The sequence below is a fragment of the Sinorhizobium sp. GQ132 genome (assembly GCF_059758575.1).
Genome location: NZ_JCAXDX010000001.1, coordinates 672,662 through 688,846, shown reverse-complemented (window position 1 = coordinate 688,846; position 16,185 = coordinate 672,662). Strand labels below are relative to the sequence as shown.

Below are 16,185 nucleotides of genomic sequence, written 5' to 3'. Positions count from 1 at the left end.
TCGCAGCTTTTTCAATCGCAAGCCGCAGCCAAGGTGGTCACGGATTCGTTGGTCCTCGCATTGCGGCCCGTGGCAGATACGCTCGCATACATGCCTGTGGTGCGGAACTCGGTCGGGCTCGCGCCGAAGACGCGGCGGAATACCTTGGCGAAGTAGTTGGGGTCCTCGAAGCCGGACAGGATGGCGACTTCCTTGACCGGCAGGTCCGCGGTCTTGGTCAGCAGCTTTACCGCCCTTTGCAGGCGCTTCTGCAGCACGAATTCCGCCGGCGGCATGCCTTCGCTGGCGGCGAAGACTCGGGAGAAATGGGCGCGGCTCAGGCCCGAAATGCGCGCGAGCTCCTCGACCGGAAGGGGCTTGTCGAGATTGCCCAGCACATGATCGATCACGTGCTGCATCTTCCGGTATTCGTCACTGAGAACCGGATGCGATCCGAACACGTCGTCATAAAGCGCCATCGCCGCCTCATAGGCGATCGCCGAGGCGCTGCCCGGGGTGTCGCCGCCGGCCATGAGGCGCAGGCTGCAGTCGGCAAGATGTTCGACGGTTTCCGGCTGCAACCTTATGATGGGACCGGTGACGGCGAGAATGGCGCGGTGGATCCTCAGCGCCTCCTCGCCGTTCATGGAGATCCAGAAGAACTCCCAGCGCCCGCCTTCCTCAAGCCAGTAGCGATGATTGTGGGGCACGAGCAGGAGCAGCGTCTCGCCCGGACGCACGCGGTGACTGCGGTTTTCATATCGCAGGTTGCCGGCCCCGCCGATCGTGTACTGCAGCACGGTGAACGGGGTTTGGCCGCGCTTGCGACCGTCCCAATCGTAGCTTGCATCGGTCCTGATCTCGTAGCCGGTGCTCGTCGGCATGGTGTGCAGGCTCTGGCGTCCCCGCGGCAGTGAGACCGTCCGCATCGCGGGCCCCCGGGCGATCAGTTGCTGCAGCATAGAATTACCCATGAAAGCACAATACCTCTCTAGTCGTGCATCCGATTATACACATAATGCCCCCAGATCGCGCAAGACATGCGGTTGATACGGCGTTTGACGAGGGTTTGCCGAGGAGGGCACCGCTTCGCCGATCCAGGCCAGTTCAATGAATGGATTTTACCCTTTTAGCGCGAAGGTCGCAGTCTGAGGAGGAATAGCACGGCCATGGCCAGCTTTAAGATCGCCATCATCGGCGCCGGCAGCATCGGCTTCACCAAGAAGCTCTTCACCGACATCGTTTCCGTGCCGGAGCTCCGGGACGTCGAGTTCGCGTTGACGGATCTGAGCGAGCACAACCTCGCCATGATCAAGTCCATCCTCGACCGGATCGTCGAGGCGAACAAACTGCCCACGCGCGTGACCGCGACGATCGACCGCCGCAAGGCGCTGGAGGGCGCGCGTTACATCATCAGCTGCGTGCGCGTCGGCGGCCTCGAGGCCTATGCCGACGATATCCGCATACCGCTGAAATACGGCGTCGACCAATGCGTCGGCGACACGATCTGCGCCGGCGGCATCCTCTACGGTCAGCGCAACATTCCGGTGATCCTCGATTTCTGCAAGGACATCCGCGAAGTGGCCGAGCCCGGCGCCAAGTTCCTCAACTATGCCAACCCGATGGCGATGAACACTTGGGCGGCGATCGAATACGGCAAGGTCGACACGGTCGGTCTCTGCCACGGCGTCCAGCACGGGGCCGAGCAGATCGCCGAGATTCTCGGCGCCGGGGAAGGCGAGCTCGACTACATCTGCTCCGGCATCAACCACCAGACATGGTTCGTCGATATCCGCCTCAACGGCCGTACGGTCGGCAAGGACGAACTCGTCGCCGCCTTCGAGGCGCATCCCGTCTTTTCAAAGCAGGAGAAGCTTCGGATCGACGTGTTGAAGCGCTTCGGCGTCTATTCGACCGAAAGCAACGGACACCTGTCCGAATACCTGCCCTGGTATCGCAAGCGTCCGGACGAGATCTCCAGATGGATCGACATGTCGGACTGGATCCATGGGGAAACCGGCGGGTATCTCCGCTATTCGACCGAGACCCGCAACTGGTTCGAGACCGAATATCCGCGCTTCCTCGAAGAGGCGGGCCGGCCGCTGGAAACGATCAGGCGCTCGAACGAACATGCGAGCCGCATCCTCGAAGCGCTGGAGACGGGTCGGGTCTATCGCGGCCACTTCAACGTCAAGAACAACGGCGTGATCACCAACCTTCCGGCGGATGCCATCATCGAATCGCCCGGCTTCGTCGATCGTTTCGGCATCAACATGGTGGCAGGCATCACATTGCCTGAGGCCTGTGCGGCCACCTGCATCTCGTCGGTCAACGTCCAGCGCATGTCCGTTCATGCGGCGATCACCGGCGACATCGATCTTCTGAAGCTCGCCGTGCTGCACGACCCGCTGGTCGGCGCCATCTGCACGCCGGAGGAAGTCTGGCAGATGGTCGACGAAATGGTCGTCGCGCAGGCCAGATGGCTGCCGCAATATGCCCATGCGATCGACGCTGCCAAGGAAAGGCTCGCCCGCGCCACGGTCGCCACCCGGGAGTGGAAGGGCGCCGCTCGGCGCGAAGTGCGCTCGATCGAGGAGATCCGCGCGGAGAAGGAAGCGGCGAAGCTGCGCGTGGCTGGGTAGAAGAGTGGCTATCTCTGCCCGGAATTGCCCCTCACCCTAACCCTCTCCCCGCAGGCGGGGAGAGGGGACTTCGGCGAGCGCTGCTAGTCCCCTTCTCCCCACTCGCGGGGAGAAGGTGGCCGGCAGGCCGGATGAGGGGCAATCCCCCGGTCGGGGCGGATAGCAGGGCAAAGCGCCCGCAAATTGAGGAATGCGCGAGGTCACCTGCGTGAGGAGACGCGAGTGCCACGAAGGAAGAGGAGCGCCGGCCGCCCCGGCCCGGCGAAGACAGGAGGGAGAACCTGGGACATGAAAACGCATCGACTGAATATGACCGCGAGCCTGCTGATCGGCATATCCGCCTTTGCCGTGCAGGCCTTCGCATCCGAGCCGACCGTGGTGCCGGAGCAGCCGCCCTTTCCGGCGCAGGGCAAGGTCACCTATGTGTCGCGCGATTCCATTCTCGAGTTCAAGGCGCTGCCCGAATACAGGGAGCCCGAATGGGTCACCGAGAAATTCGTCAAGGCCGGCAAGCTGCCGCCGGTGGCCGAGCGGCTTCCGAAGGAACCCATGGTCTACAAGACCGGCAACATGCCCGATGGCATGGGCGTTTATGGCGATGTCATGCGCCACGTGATCGGCGGCCGGCCGGAAGGCTGGAATTACAGCGCAGGCCAGACCCAAGGATGGGGCGGCATCGACATCGGCATGTTCGAGTGCCTGACGCGCACCGCGCCGCTCTTCCAGGTCGAGGCCGACGATATGGAGCCGCTGCCGAATCTCGCGAAAAGCTGGGATTGGTCGGAGGACGGACGCAAGCTGACCATGCATCTGATCGAGGGCGCGAAATGGTCGGACGGCGATCCTTTCGATGCCGATGACGTCATGTTCTACTGGGAGGACAATGTCCTCGACTCGAGCGTTTCACCCTTGAACGGGGCGACGCCCGAAACCTTCGGCGAGGGCACGACCCTCAAGAAGATAGACCAGTATACGGTCGAATGGGTCTTCAAGGAGGCCTTCCCGCGCCAGCATCTTTTCGCGATGGCCTACGGTACCTTCTGCCCCGGCCCGTCGCATATCCTCAAGACCAAGCATCCGAAATATGCCGGCACGACCTACAACGAATACAAGAACGGCTTCCCCGCCGAATATATGAACCTTCCGGTGATGGGTGCATGGGTGCCGGTCGCCTATCGTCCTGACGACATCATCGTGCTGCGCCGCAATCCCTATTACTGGAAGGTCGACGAGGCCGGCAATCAGCTCCCCTATCTGAACGAAGTCCATTACAAGCTGTCGACCTGGGCCGACCGCGACGTGCAGGCGATCGCGGGTTCGGGCGATATTTCGAACCTCGAACAGCCGGAAAACTTCGTGGAATCGCTGAAGCGCGCCGCCAATGAGAGCGCGCCGGCGCGGCTTGCCTTCGGTCCGCGCGTCATCGGCTATAACATGCACATGAACTTCTCCGGCAATGGCTGGGGAGACCCGGACGAACGCGCGAAGGCGGTGCGAGAGCTCAACCGCAACCTGGACTTCCGCAAGGCCGTCACCATGGCGGTCGACCGCAAGAAGCTTGGCGAAGCCCTGGTGAAGGGTCCCTTTACGGCGATCTATCCGGGCGGGCTTTCCTCCGGCACGAGCTTCTACGACCGGAACTCCACCATCTACTACCCCCACGATCTCGAAGGCGCCAAGGCGCTTCTCGAAAAGGTGGGGCTCAAGGACACGGACGGCAACGGCTTCGTCAATTTCCCGGCCGACAAGCTTGGCGGCCGCGACGTCGAAATCGTTCTGCTCGTCAATTCCGACTACAGCACCGACCGTAATCTTGCCGAAGGGATGGTCGGGCAGATGGAGAAGCTCGGGCTCCGGGTCGTCCTCAATGCACTCGACGGCAAGCAGCGGGACGCCGCCAATTATGCCGGCCGCTTCGACTGGATGATTCATCGCAACACGGCCGAATTTGCTTCCGTGGTGCAGAACACGCCTCAGCTCGCCCCGACCGGCCCGCGCACGAGCTGGCATCACCGCGCTCCGGAAGGCGGCGAAGTCGATGTCATGCCCCACGAGCAGGAGCTCGTCGACATCGTCAACAAGTTCATCGCCAGCAACGACAATGACGAGCGAACGAAGCTGATGAAGCAATACCAGAAGGTAGCCACCACCAATGTCGATACCGTCGGCCTGACGGAGTATCCGGGCGCGCTGATCATCAACAAGCGCTTCTCGAACATTCCTCCGGGCGCGCCGATCTTCATGTTCAACTGGGCGGAAGACACGATCATCCGCGAACGGGTCTACGTTGCCGCCGACAAGCAGGGCGACTACGAACTCTATCCCGAGCAGCTTCCCGGCAAGCCGGGCGAAAGCGGCCCGATCAACTGAAGCTGAACCGCCTCCGCCGGCTCCGAGGAAAGGAGCCGGCGAGGGTGCAAGCCCTTCACGCCGCCGCGAGCCGATACAGGCATGGCTCTCGCGGAACTCGAGACAGAAGGAAACGGCATGTTCAGATTTCTGCTTGTCCGAATCGCCTCTGCCATTCCGGTGCTGCTCGTCCTGAGCGTGGTGACCTTCGGCATCATCCAGGCGCCGCCGGGAGATTACAGCGACTACATCCGCTCGCAGCTCATCAATCAGGGCGGCGCTTCTTTCGAGGAGGCGGATGCTCAGGCGCAGGCCTACCGCAAGGAGCACGGCCTCGATAAGCCGCTGCCGATCCAGTACGTCGACTGGATAACGGGCATCGTGACGCGCGGCGATTTCGGCCACAGCCTCTACTACAACAAGCCCGTGGCCGACGTGGTCGGCGAGCGCCTGCCGCGAACGCTGGCGCTGGCGCTCGTCTGCCACATCCTGGCTTCGGTGATCGGCATCGCTTTCGGCATCATCGCGGCGACGCGGCAATATTCCTGGATAGACAGTCTGCTTTCGACCGTATCGTTTCTCGGCATGACGGTGCCGCGCTTTCTTATGGCGCTGATCATCGTCTATATCCTCGTCTTCCATTTCAATGTCAGCGAGATCAACAGCTTCCATTCCGCCCGCTACGGCGGGGCGCCCTGGTCCTGGGACAAGTTCGTCGACCTGGTCAAACATGTCTGGCCGGTCGTGGCGATCGCCACCTTCGGCGGGCTCGCCTACAATATGCGGGTGATGCGGGGCAATCTCCTCGATACGCTGAACGCGCAATATGTCGAAACGGCACGCGCCAAGGGCCTGAGCGAGGGTGCGGTCGTCATGCGCCATGCGGTGCCGAACGCCTTGCACCCGCTGATCATGTACCAGGGCGTCGTGCTTCCCTACATGCTGACCGGCGAGATCGAGACGGCGATCATCTTCGCGCTGCCGACCGTCGGGCCGGCGATCGTCGGTTCCATGTGGGTGGGCGACGTCTACGTGACGGCGACATTCATGCTGGTCCTCTCCGCAACGCTGATCGTCGGCAACATCATCGCCGACATGATGCTCGCCGCGCTCGATCCGCGCGTGCGCATGGGAGGGGGGGTATACGCATGACAGTCGAAGCCGAAGGCACTTTTCCGGTGGCGATCGAGCCCGAGGAAAAACACCACCACGAGAGCTACTCCGCCCTCGTCTGGCGGCGGCTGAAGCGTTCCTGGACCGGCCTGCTCGGCCTTGTCCTCGTCTGCCTTCTGATCCTGATGGCGGTCTTCGCCGAGTTCCTGTCGCCCGTTGATCCGAAGGCGACGGACGTGGCCTTCGCGCAGCCGCAGACGATCAGCTTCCGGGACAAGGAGGGCAATTTCGTCTTTCCGCCGAGGAGCTATCCGGTGCGGGAGACGGAAGAGCTCGATCCGGTCACCTTCCAGCCGATCATCGGACCGGATTACGACAACCCGCAGGTCCTCGGCTTCTTCGTCAAGGGCGCACCCTACAGGCTCTTCGGGCTGATCCCGGCCGAGCGGCATCTGTTCGGCGCCGTCGACGGTACGCCGGTGCATCTGCTCGGCACCGACAAGTTCGGCCGCGATGTGCTTTCCCGCATTCTCTACGGCTCGCGCATCTCGCTGATGATTGCCCTCACCGTCGTCTTCATCGTCACCGTGGTCGGGACGACCGTCGGCATGGTGTCCGGCTATTTCGGCGGGCGCTTCGATGCCTGGGTGCAGCGTTTCGTCGAGCTGGTGCTCGCCTTCCCGCAATTGCCGCTCTATCTGGCGCTCGCCTCGCTGATCCCGGTCACCGCGCCGACCAATGTCTTTCTCGCCTTCGTCATCATCGTGATGTCCGCGCTCGGCTGGGCGCAGATGTCGCGCGAGGTGCGCGGCAAGACCCTGGCGCTTGCCCGGATCGAATATGTGCGGGCGGCGATCGCCATCGGCGCCACGGACCGACGCATCATATTCCAGCACATCTTCCCGAACGTGATGAGCCACGTCATCGTCGCGGTGACGCTCGCCATCCCGCAGGTGGTGCTGCTCGAATCGTTCCTCGGTTTCCTCGGCTTTGCGGTCAAGCCGCCGCTGATCTCCTGGGGGCTGATGCTGCAGGACACGGCGAATTATTCCGCGATCGGTTCCTATCCCTGGATCCTCTCGCCCGTCGCCTTCGTGCTCGTCACCGTTTTCGCCTTCAATGCGCTGGGCGACGGCCTGCGCGACGCAATCGACCCCTATTGAGGAGCATGCCGATGGTAACGATCGAAAGTGTTGTCCCGGCACCCGAGGAACGGCGCGACCGCGATACGAAGGATGCGAGGCCGGTGATCGATGCCCGAAAGGTGGCGGTATCCTTCAAGGTCGAGAACGGCACCGTCGAGGCGGTGAAGGATGTCTCCTTTCAGCTTTACCGCGGCGAGACGGTGGCGATCGTCGGCGAATCCGGCTCCGGCAAGTCGGTGACGGCGCGCACCGTCATGGGGCTCTTGTCGAAGCGCGCTACGATCGCGCCGCAGGCACGCATCGAATATGACGGCAGGGACGTGTTGAAATTCTCGAAGAGAGAGCGCCGGGCGCTGCGCGGCGATCGTATCTCGATGATCTTCCAGGAGCCGATGAGCTCCCTGAACCCGGTCTACACGATCGGCAGCCAGATCATCGAGGCGATCCGGGCGCATCGCCGCGTCAGCCGGCGCGCCGCCGCCGAGCGGGCGCTGGAGCTCTTGCGTCATGTCCAGATTCCCGACCCGGAAGCACGGCTCAACCAGTATCCGCATCAGCTTTCCGGCGGTCAGCGCCAGCGCGTGATGATCGCCATGGCGCTTGCCAACGATCCGGACGTGCTGATTGCCGACGAGCCGACGACGGCGCTCGACGTGACGGTGCAAGCGCAAATTCTCAACCTCATCCGCAAGCTGCAGCAGGAGCTCGGCATGGCGGTGATCCTGATCACCCATGACCTGACGGTGGTCCGCCAATTCTCCGATTACGTCTATGTCATGCAGCTCGGCGAGGTGAAGGAACACAATACGACGGAGGCGCTGTTTGCCGATCCGCAGCATGCCTATACGCGGCGGCTGCTTTCCTCCGAACCCTCCGGTTCTGCCAATCCGTTGCCGGACGACGCGCCGATCCTGCTCGACGGCCGCAATGTCCGTGTGTCCTTCACTTTGAAGAAGGGTGGGTTCTTCAGGCCGGATTTCAAAGAGCTCGTCGCGGTCGACGGGCTCAGCCTCAATCTTCGCCGGCACGAAACGCTCGGGCTGGTGGGCGAGTCCGGTTCCGGCAAGACCACTTTCGGTCAGGCCCTGATCCGGCTTCTCAACACCGATGGCGGGGAGATCTATTTCGAAGGCGAGCCGATCCACGACAAGGACCGCAAGGGCATGCGGCCGCTTCGCTCGAAGATCCAGATCGTCTTTCAGGATCCCTTCTCCTCGCTCAACCCGCGAATGTCGGTCGGCCAGATCATAGAGGAGGGTCTGATCGTCAACGGCATCGGTGAAAACCGAAAGGACAGGCTGAAGCGCGTCGAGGACGCGCTCGTCAGCGCCGGCATGCCGTCGAACATCCTTTCGCGCTTCCCGCACGAATTCTCAGGCGGCCAGCGCCAGCGCATCGCGATCGCCCGGGCCGTCGCGCTGGAACCGGAATTCATCCTGCTCGACGAGCCGACCTCGGCGCTCGACCTTTCGGTGCAGGCGCAGATCATCGAACTCCTGCGCCGGCTGCAGGACGAGCGCGGTCTGAGCTATCTCTTCATCTCCCACGACCTGAAGGTCGTGCGCGCGCTCTGCCACCGCGTGGTCGTCATGCAGGAAGGCAAGATCGTCGAAGAGGGGCCGGTGAGCGAAATCCTCAACAATCCCAAGACTGCCTACACGAAGCGGCTGGTTAAGGCCGCCTTCGAAGTGGCCGCGTGAATTCAAACAGAGGCTATCCCATGACGAGACGACCCAGGATTACTTTCATCGGCGCCGGTTCCACCGTTTTCATGAAGAACATCATCGGCGACATTTTGCAGCGGCCGGCGCTTTCGGCCGCAACCATCGCCTTGATGGACGTCAACCCCGAGCGGCTCGCCGAAAGCGAGATCGTCGCCGGCAAACTCGCGCGCACTCTTGGCGCCGATGCCAGGATCGAAACCCATTCGAACCAGCGCAAGGCTCTGGAAGGAGCGGACTTCGTCGTCGTCGCTTTCCAGATCGGCGGTTACGAGCCTTGCACCGTCACCGATTTCGAAGTGCCCAAGAAATACGGGCTGCGTCAGACGATCGCCGACACGCTGGGCGTCGGCGGCATCATGCGCGGGCTCCGCACCGTGCCGCATCTGTGGAAGATCTGCGAGGACATGCTCGAGGTCTGCCCCGAGGCGATCCTTCTGCAATATGTGAATCCGATGGCGATAAACACCTGGGCGATCGCCGAGAAATATCCGGCGATCAAACAGGTGGGCCTCTGCCATTCGGTGCAGGGCACGGCTTTCGAGCTTGCCCGGGACCTCGACATTCCAGTCGAAGAGATCCGCTACCGCGCCGCCGGCATCAATCACATGGCGTTTTATCTCAAGTTCGAGCACCGTCAGAAGGACGGCAGCTATCGCGATCTCTATCCGGACCTGATCCGCGGCTACCGCGAGGGCCGTTTCCCGAAGCCCAGCCACTGGAATCCGCGCTGCCCGAACAAGGTGCGCTACGAAATGCTGACGCGGCTCGGCTACTTCGTCACCGAGAGCTCGGAGCATTTCGCCGAGTACACGCCCTACTTCATCAAGGACGGGCGCCCCGATCTGATCGAGAAATTCGGCATTCCGCTCGATGAATATCCAAAGCGCTGCGTCGAGCAGATCGAGCGCTGGAAGGGACAGGCGGCCGCCTTCAAGGAAGCCGAGACGATCGAAGTCGCGGAGAGCCGTGAATATGCCTCCTCGATCATGAATTCGGTCTGGACCGGCGAACCTTCGGTCATCTACGGCAACCTCAGGAACAATGGCTGCATCACCTCGCTGCCGGAAAACTGTGCGGCGGAAGTGCCCTGCCTCGTCGATTCGTCCGGCATCCAGCCGACCTATATCGGCGCCTTGCCGCCGCAGCTCACGGCCCTGATCCGCACCAACATCAACGTCCAGGAGCTGACTGTCCAGGCGCTCGTCACCGAGAACCGCGAGCACCTCTATCACGCGGCGATGATGGATCCGCATACCGCCGCCGAGCTCGATCTCGACCAGATCTGGTCGCTCGTGGACGATCTGCTGGCGGCGCACCGCGACTGGATTCCGGAATGGGCGCGTGTGACGAAGAAGGTAGCGGCCGCCTGATTTCTTCTCCCGGTCAGGCGACCAGACGGCCCCGGAACCGATCGGTTCCGGGGCCGCATCGTTATGCGGACTGGCGCAACCGCCGCACTCGAGATTTCTGGGTTTTCATGGTGAAGGCCTAAGACCGGGCGCAAGCCCGTAGTCCAATAGACGTGGTCTGGGAGATGTGGGACAGCGGCTATACGGAGCGCACGCAGGCAAGATGTTTTGCGACAGGCAGCGCTTTCCGAACTGGTCTTGGCGGCTTCAAGCCTGCTTTCGACAATGCCTGACTCAAAGGCCATAACCCACAGTAAGGAAGCATTAATGATTGAACGATTCCGTAACGTCCTGATCCGCGCGACAGTTGGCGGCCTCGCTTTCAGCGCTATCGCAGTGTCCGGCGCGATGGCCGAGGAGGCCAAGGGGCAGGCTCAGGCCGAGTTCGTAAAACGCGGCACACTCTCCTGCGACATTGCGGCAGGTATCGGCCTGGTCGTGGGTTCGTCGAAAGCGCTGACGTGCGTTTTCGAAGCAGACGGACAAAAGTCGCCTTACAAATATAGCGGCACGATCGACAAGCTGGGCCTCGATATCGGCGTGACGGCGGAGAGCCGCGTCGTGTGGTCGGTCTACGCGAAGCCCAAAACCAAGCTCAAGGGCGCTCTTGCCGGCAACTATTCCGGCCTTTCCGCCGAATTCGCAGCCGGACTCGGGCTGGGCGCGAAATCCCTGGTCGGCTCGAAAAAGGAAATCGCGCTGCAGCCGGTGAAGATTGACGGCCAGACCGGACTGAATGTCGCTGTTGGAATTGCCAGCGTGAAGCTGACCCTGGTGAAATAACGGCATAAGGCCACCCGCCGCATTGGCCCTGCCGGTTGCGAACACCGCAACAGGCTCGGCACCGTTCACGCCAGCGCCGCGCATCTGATCAGACGCGCGGCGCTGGCTTTCTTTGATCTGCTGCATGTTTTTGTTCTTTAATCGGCTACGGTTTAAAAACACGCAGCGGGTGGGGCTCGGAAGGCGGTCGGATGCAGGCGAACGGCGAAAATTCGGCAGAGCAGGGCTCTAGGATCATCCGGGCAATTCTGGATGAAACGCCGCTCAGGGCCGCAAGCTTCATCGTCACCATCTATGGCGACGTGGTGGAGCCGCGCGGCGGCGCGATCTGGATCGGCAACCTGATCGAGATCTGCGCCGGAGTCGGCATCAGCGAGACGCTTGTGAGAACCGCCGTATCCCGTCTCGTCGCCGCCGGCCAGCTCGCCGGAGAGCGGGAGGGACGGCGCAGCTTCTATCGGCTGACGGATGCCGCACGCGCGGAATTCGCCGCGGCGGCGCAGGTGATCTTCGGACCTCCGGAGGAAGCGAGCTGGCACTTCGTCCAGCTGATGGGTTCGTCGGCCGAGGAGCGGATGCAGGTGCTCGAGCGCTCCGGTCACGCGCGCCTGGGCCCCCGGCTCGCGGTCGGCGTGCGGCCGTTTCCGAGCGCGATCATGCCCGCCGTCGTCTTCCGCGCGGAGCCTGCCCAGGGCGCGAGCGAGTTGAAGGCCTTTGCCTCGGACTGTTGGGACCTTGCACCTCACGCGCAGGCCTACCGGCGGTTCCTTGCCTGCTTCGGCAGGCTCGCCGATCTTCCGGATACCGCTACGGCGATTGCTCCCGCTGAGTGCCTCTCTGCACGCCTACTCATGGTACACCAGTTCCGCTTCGTGACGCTCCGCGAGCCGCGCCTGCCAGCCGAAATTCTGCCCGCCGATTGGCCGGGGGACGAAGCCCGCCGCCTGTTCGCCCGGCTGTACCGCAGCCTTTCTCCCCGGGCGGACCTGCATGTCGGGCGGAGCTGCGTCACGCTCACGGGTCCGCTGCCGAAGACGACCGGGGCGACGGAGCATCGGCTTCAAATGCTGAGCGGCGAAGCTGCGCCTGGGAAAGCCGGCGGCCCCGGTTGACCTGCCGCGCTCCTTCGTTCCTCATTCCTGCGACGCGTACGAAGACGGACGAAAATACCCGCCCCATCTCATTCATTAAATGTCACAGAAAAATGTGTAAACGACGTTGAAGTGTGACATGTCCTGCGCTAAATTCTAACCGATCGGTCAAAAGGAACTGCATCGACATCACTCCCGAACGCCCCTGGCGGAGGAGAGAGCAGCATGTATGCTCAGATGGTGAAGACGGATGCCCCGCGGGTCAAAAGCCGCGATGATATGGACCCGCAAGAGCGCGCTTTCCAGGAGCGGATCGACGCGGGTCAGAAGATCGAGCCGAAGGAAAGGATGCCCGAAGGCTATCGCAAGACGCTCATCCGCCAGATCAGCCAGCACGCCCATTCCGAGATCGTCGGCCAGCTTCCCGAAGGCAACTGGATCACCCGTGCGCCGACGCTGGAGCGCAAGGCGATCCTGCTCGCCAAGGTTCAGGACGAGGCGGGGCATGGTCTCTACCTCTACTGCGCCGCCGAGACGCTGGGGGTGAGCCGCGACGCGCTTTACGAGCAGCTCCATTCCGGCAAGGCCAAGTATTCGTCGATCTTCAATTATCCGACGCTCAGCTGGGCGGATATCGGTGCCATCGGTTGGCTCGTCGACGGCGCGGCGATCATGAATCAGGTGCCGCTGCAGCGCTGTTCCTACGGACCCTATTCGCGCGCGATGATCCGCATCTGCAAGGAAGAGAGCTTCCATCAGCGGCAGGGCTACGACATCCTGATCAAGATGATGAAGGGCACGCCTGCCCAGAAGGCCATGGTGCAGGACGCGCTGAACCGCTGGTGGTGGCCGTCGCTGATGATGTTCGGCCCGTCGGACGACGCCTCGGTCCACTCGGCCCAGTCGATGGCCTGGAAGATCAAGCAGAACTCCAACGACGAACTCAGACGGAAATTCGTCGACCAGACGGTACCACAGGCAGAATATCTCGGACTGACCATCCCCGATCCGAATCTGAAGTGGAACGAGGAAAAAGGCGGCTACGATTTCGGCGAGCCGGACTGGAACGAATTTTTCGAGGTGATCGCCGGCAATGGCCCCTGTAATGCCGAGCGTCTCGGCGCGCGCAGGACGGCCTGGGAGGAGGGCGCCTGGTTCCGGGACGGCCTGACGGCGCATGCCGAAAAGGCCGCACGTCGCGCGCAGCCGGTCGCCGCCGAATGAACATCGGGAGCGAAGCGTTATGTCCAGCGAATGGCCCCTCTGGGAAGTCTTCATCCGCGGCCAGCACGGCCTGAGCCATCGCCATGTCGGCAGCCTGCACGCGCCGGATGCCGAAATGGCGATCAACAACGCCCGTGACGTCTACACCCGCCGCAACGAGGGCGTCAGCATCTGGGTGGTGCGTTCGAGCGACATAGCGGCAAGCGCGCCCTCGGAAAAGGGCCCGTTGTTCGAACCTGCGAATGCGAAGGTCTACCGTCACCCGACTTTCTTCGACATTCCGGATGAGGCAGGGCATATGTGATGGTTCAGACAACCGCGATGCAGGCGGCCGTCGACCGGGCCGCGCTTTTCGATTTCCTGCTCGGCATGGGCGACAATACGCTGATCCTCGGCCATCGCCTTTCGGAATGGTGCGGCCACGCCCCGGCTCTCGAAGAGGACATCGCGCTCGCCAACACGGCACTCGACCTCATCGGCCAGGCGCAGCTCTGGCTCGGCCTTGCAGGCGAGGTCGAGGGAAGGGGCCGCAGCGCGGACGATCTTGCCTATCTCCGCGACGTGCGAGACTTCCGCAACCTGCTGCTTACCGAGCGGCCAAACGGCGGTTACGGCGAGACGCTGATGCGCCAGTTCCTGTTCGATGCATGGCACTATCTCGCACTGAAAGGCCTTCGCGGCTCCCGCGAGCCGCGCATTGCCGGGATAGCCGAGAAGGCGTCGAAGGAGGTGGCCTATCATCTCGAACGGAGCCGCGATCTCGTGATCCGCCTCGGCGACGGAACGGCGGAAAGCCACGCCCGGATGCAGGAGGCACTGGACGATCTCTGGGCCTATACCGGCGAGATGTTCGTGAGCGAGGCGCACGACCTCGCCCTTGCGGCTGCCGGCGTCGCGCCGGAACCGGAGAGCTTGAGGGCCGATTGGGAGGCGCTGGCCGCCGAGACACTTCGCGCGGCGACGCTCGAAAAACCGGAGGACCGCTATATGCACGGGGGCGGCAAGCGCGGCCTCCATACGGAGCATCTCGGTTATGTGCTCGCCGAGATGCAGTTCCTGCAGCGCGCCTATCCCGGCGCCAGCTGGTAGGAGGCTCACATGGCAACGGCGATACGCCCCTCGATCGCGGATGTGTGGCACTGGCTCTCGCAAGTGCCGGACCCGGAAATTCCGGTCATCTCCGTGACCGACCTCGGCATCGTCCGCAACGTCGGCTGGGATGGCGAAACGCTGGTGGTGACGGTGACGCCGACCTATTCGGGCTGTCCCGCCACGGCGGTCATCAATCTCGATATCGAGCGGCAGCTCAAGGAGAACGGCATCGTGAGTGTCAGGCTCGAACGCCAGCTCTCGCCCGCATGGACCACCGACTGGATCAGCGCCGAGGGCCGCGAAAAGCTTGAAAGCTACGGCATTGCGGCCCCCGTCGACGGCACCGGAGCCGAGGGCAGGCTGTTGAAACGGATCGAAGGCCTCTCGGGCGGCGCGGCGCAGACGGTCTCCTGTCCGCGTTGCGGCTCCGCCCGGACCGAAAAGGTCAGCCAGTTCGGATCGACGCCCTGCAAGGCGAGCTATCGCTGCCGGGACTGTCTGGAGCCCTTCGATTATTTCAAATGCATCTGAATGCGAGGCGGGAAGAACGCTCACATGGCACGCTTTTATCCTCTTCAGGTCATCGACGTCCGGCGCGATACGCGCGATGCCGTGGTCGTGACGCTCGAGTCGCGCGAGGAGGACCGCGCCGCCTTCGATTTCAAGCAGGGGCAATATCTGACGTTCCGCCGCCTCTTCGGCGGCGAGGAGCTGCGCCGTTCGTATTCGATCTGCGCCGGTCTCGACGAAGGCGCCCTGAAGGTGGGCATCAAGCGCGTCGATGACGGCTGCTTCTCCAGCTGGGCGAATGAGGAGCTCGCGCCCGGCGACACGCTGGAAGCCATGCCGCCGATGGGGGCCTTCTTCACGCCTATCGAGCCGGAGGCCGCCAGACACTATCTCGGCTTTGCGGGCGGCAGCGGCATCACGCCGGTGCTCTCGCTCATCAAGACGGTGCTCGCGCGGGAGCCGCGGTCCGCATTCACGCTTGTCTATGCCAACCGCCACTTCAGCTCCATCATGTTCCGCGAGGAACTGGACGACCTCAAGAACCTCTATCTGGGGCGGCTTTCCGTTCTGCACATCCTCGAGAACGAAGCCCAGGAGGTGGACCTGTTCAGCGGGCGCCTCGATCAGGAAAAATGCACTGCCCTCTTCCGGAGCTGGATCGATGTAAGGTCGGCCGATACCGCCTTCATCTGCGGGCCTGAGCCGATGATGCTCGCGGTTGCCGCAGCACTTCGCGCGCATGGCCTTGGCGACGATCGGATCAAGTTCGAGCTGTTCGCCTCCTCCCAGCCCGGCCGTGCCCGGCGCAAGGTCGAAAGCGCCGCCGGCGCCGATAGCCGGGCGCGCTGCGAGGCGACCGTGATACTCGACGGCGCCACGCGCAGCTTCACCTTTCCGAAAGAGGGGCTGAGCCTGCTCGAAGCGGCGCTCGAAAACAGCATGGACGCACCATTTGCCTGCAAGGCGGGGGTCTGCTCCTCATGCCGCGCCAAGGTGCTTGAAGGCGAGGTGGAGATGGAGAGCAACAACGCGCTCGAGGACTACGAGGTAGAGCAGGGCTATGTGCTGACCTGCCAATCCTATCCGCTCAGCGACCGGATCGTGGTCAGCTACGATCAGTGACC

At 62.9% G+C, this 16,185-nt stretch carries 14 protein-coding genes; 13 read left to right on the top strand and 1 reads right to left on the bottom strand.

Annotated features, from left to right (window positions below; translation table 11 throughout):
- Positions 1-11 precede the first annotated feature (11 nt).
- Positions 12-953 carry an AraC family transcriptional regulator gene (locus AC6CIG_RS03130; RefSeq protein WP_102761546.1) on the bottom strand — a complete coding sequence of 314 codons (942 nt, stop codon included), beginning with the start codon at positions 951-953 and terminating at the stop codon, positions 12-14.
- 195 nt (positions 954-1,148) lie between these two features.
- Between AC6CIG_RS03130 and AC6CIG_RS03125 the strand changes: the two genes are divergently transcribed.
- The 13 genes from AC6CIG_RS03125 (at position 1,149) to paaE (ending at position 16,183) form a co-directional block, all read left to right on the top strand.
- Positions 1,149-2,621 (top strand): alpha-glucosidase/alpha-galactosidase, encoded by a 1,473-nt coding sequence (locus AC6CIG_RS03125; RefSeq protein WP_498322291.1) that lies wholly within the window; start codon positions 1,149-1,151, stop codon positions 2,619-2,621.
- A gap of 288 nt (positions 2,622-2,909) precedes the next feature.
- Complete coding sequence (locus tag AC6CIG_RS03120) at positions 2,910-4,991, top strand: ABC transporter substrate-binding protein (RefSeq protein WP_102761548.1); 2,082 nt, start codon at positions 2,910-2,912, stop codon at positions 4,989-4,991.
- A gap of 117 nt (positions 4,992-5,108) precedes the next feature.
- Positions 5,109-6,122: an ABC transporter permease gene (locus AC6CIG_RS03115; protein WP_100671602.1), complete on the top strand. Its 1,014-nt coding sequence runs from the start codon at positions 5,109-5,111 to the stop codon at positions 6,120-6,122.
- Positions 6,119-7,246 carry an ABC transporter permease gene (locus AC6CIG_RS03110; protein ID WP_437407477.1) on the top strand — a complete coding sequence of 376 codons (1,128 nt, stop codon included), beginning with the start codon at positions 6,119-6,121 and terminating at the stop codon, positions 7,244-7,246. The genes AC6CIG_RS03115 and AC6CIG_RS03110 overlap by 4 nt, the downstream gene beginning before the upstream one ends.
- Before the next feature lie 11 nt (positions 7,247-7,257).
- Complete coding sequence (locus AC6CIG_RS03105; RefSeq protein ID WP_018096067.1) at positions 7,258-8,928, top strand: ABC transporter ATP-binding protein; 1,671 nt, start codon at positions 7,258-7,260, stop codon at positions 8,926-8,928.
- 20 nt (positions 8,929-8,948) lie between these two features.
- Entirely contained in the window at positions 8,949-10,322 is a 1,374-nt protein-coding gene (locus AC6CIG_RS03100) for an alpha-glucosidase/alpha-galactosidase (protein ID WP_018096068.1), read from the top strand.
- Between the two features lie 306 nt (positions 10,323-10,628).
- Positions 10,629-11,144 carry a DUF992 domain-containing protein gene (locus AC6CIG_RS03095; protein WP_338282121.1) on the top strand — a complete coding sequence of 172 codons (516 nt, stop codon included), beginning with the start codon at positions 10,629-10,631 and terminating at the stop codon, positions 11,142-11,144.
- A gap of 191 nt (positions 11,145-11,335) precedes the next feature.
- Positions 11,336-12,256 (top strand): phenylacetic acid degradation operon negative regulatory protein PaaX, encoded by a 921-nt coding sequence (gene paaX, locus AC6CIG_RS03090; protein WP_018096069.1) that lies wholly within the window; start codon positions 11,336-11,338, stop codon positions 12,254-12,256.
- Between the two features lie 204 nt (positions 12,257-12,460).
- Positions 12,461-13,459, top strand: coding sequence for a 1,2-phenylacetyl-CoA epoxidase subunit PaaA (gene paaA, locus AC6CIG_RS03085; RefSeq protein ID WP_498322288.1), 999 nt, complete (start codon positions 12,461-12,463; stop codon positions 13,457-13,459).
- 19 nt (positions 13,460-13,478) lie between these two features.
- Positions 13,479-13,763, top strand: coding sequence for a 1,2-phenylacetyl-CoA epoxidase subunit PaaB (paaB, locus tag AC6CIG_RS03080; RefSeq protein ID WP_100671085.1), 285 nt, complete (start codon positions 13,479-13,481; stop codon positions 13,761-13,763).
- Positions 13,763-14,548: a 1,2-phenylacetyl-CoA epoxidase subunit PaaC gene (gene paaC, locus AC6CIG_RS03075; protein WP_498322286.1), complete on the top strand. Its 786-nt coding sequence runs from the start codon at positions 13,763-13,765 to the stop codon at positions 14,546-14,548. Before paaB ends, paaC begins: the two co-directional genes overlap by 1 nt.
- Positions 14,549-14,557: 9 nt before the next feature.
- Positions 14,558-15,082 carry a 1,2-phenylacetyl-CoA epoxidase subunit PaaD gene (gene paaD / locus AC6CIG_RS03070; protein WP_498322285.1) on the top strand — a complete coding sequence of 175 codons (525 nt, stop codon included), beginning with the start codon at positions 14,558-14,560 and terminating at the stop codon, positions 15,080-15,082.
- A 24-nt stretch (positions 15,083-15,106) separates the two neighbouring features.
- Complete coding sequence (gene paaE, locus AC6CIG_RS03065; RefSeq protein WP_498322284.1) at positions 15,107-16,183, top strand: 1,2-phenylacetyl-CoA epoxidase subunit PaaE; 1,077 nt, start codon at positions 15,107-15,109, stop codon at positions 16,181-16,183.
- Positions 16,184-16,185: the final 2 nt, after the last annotated feature.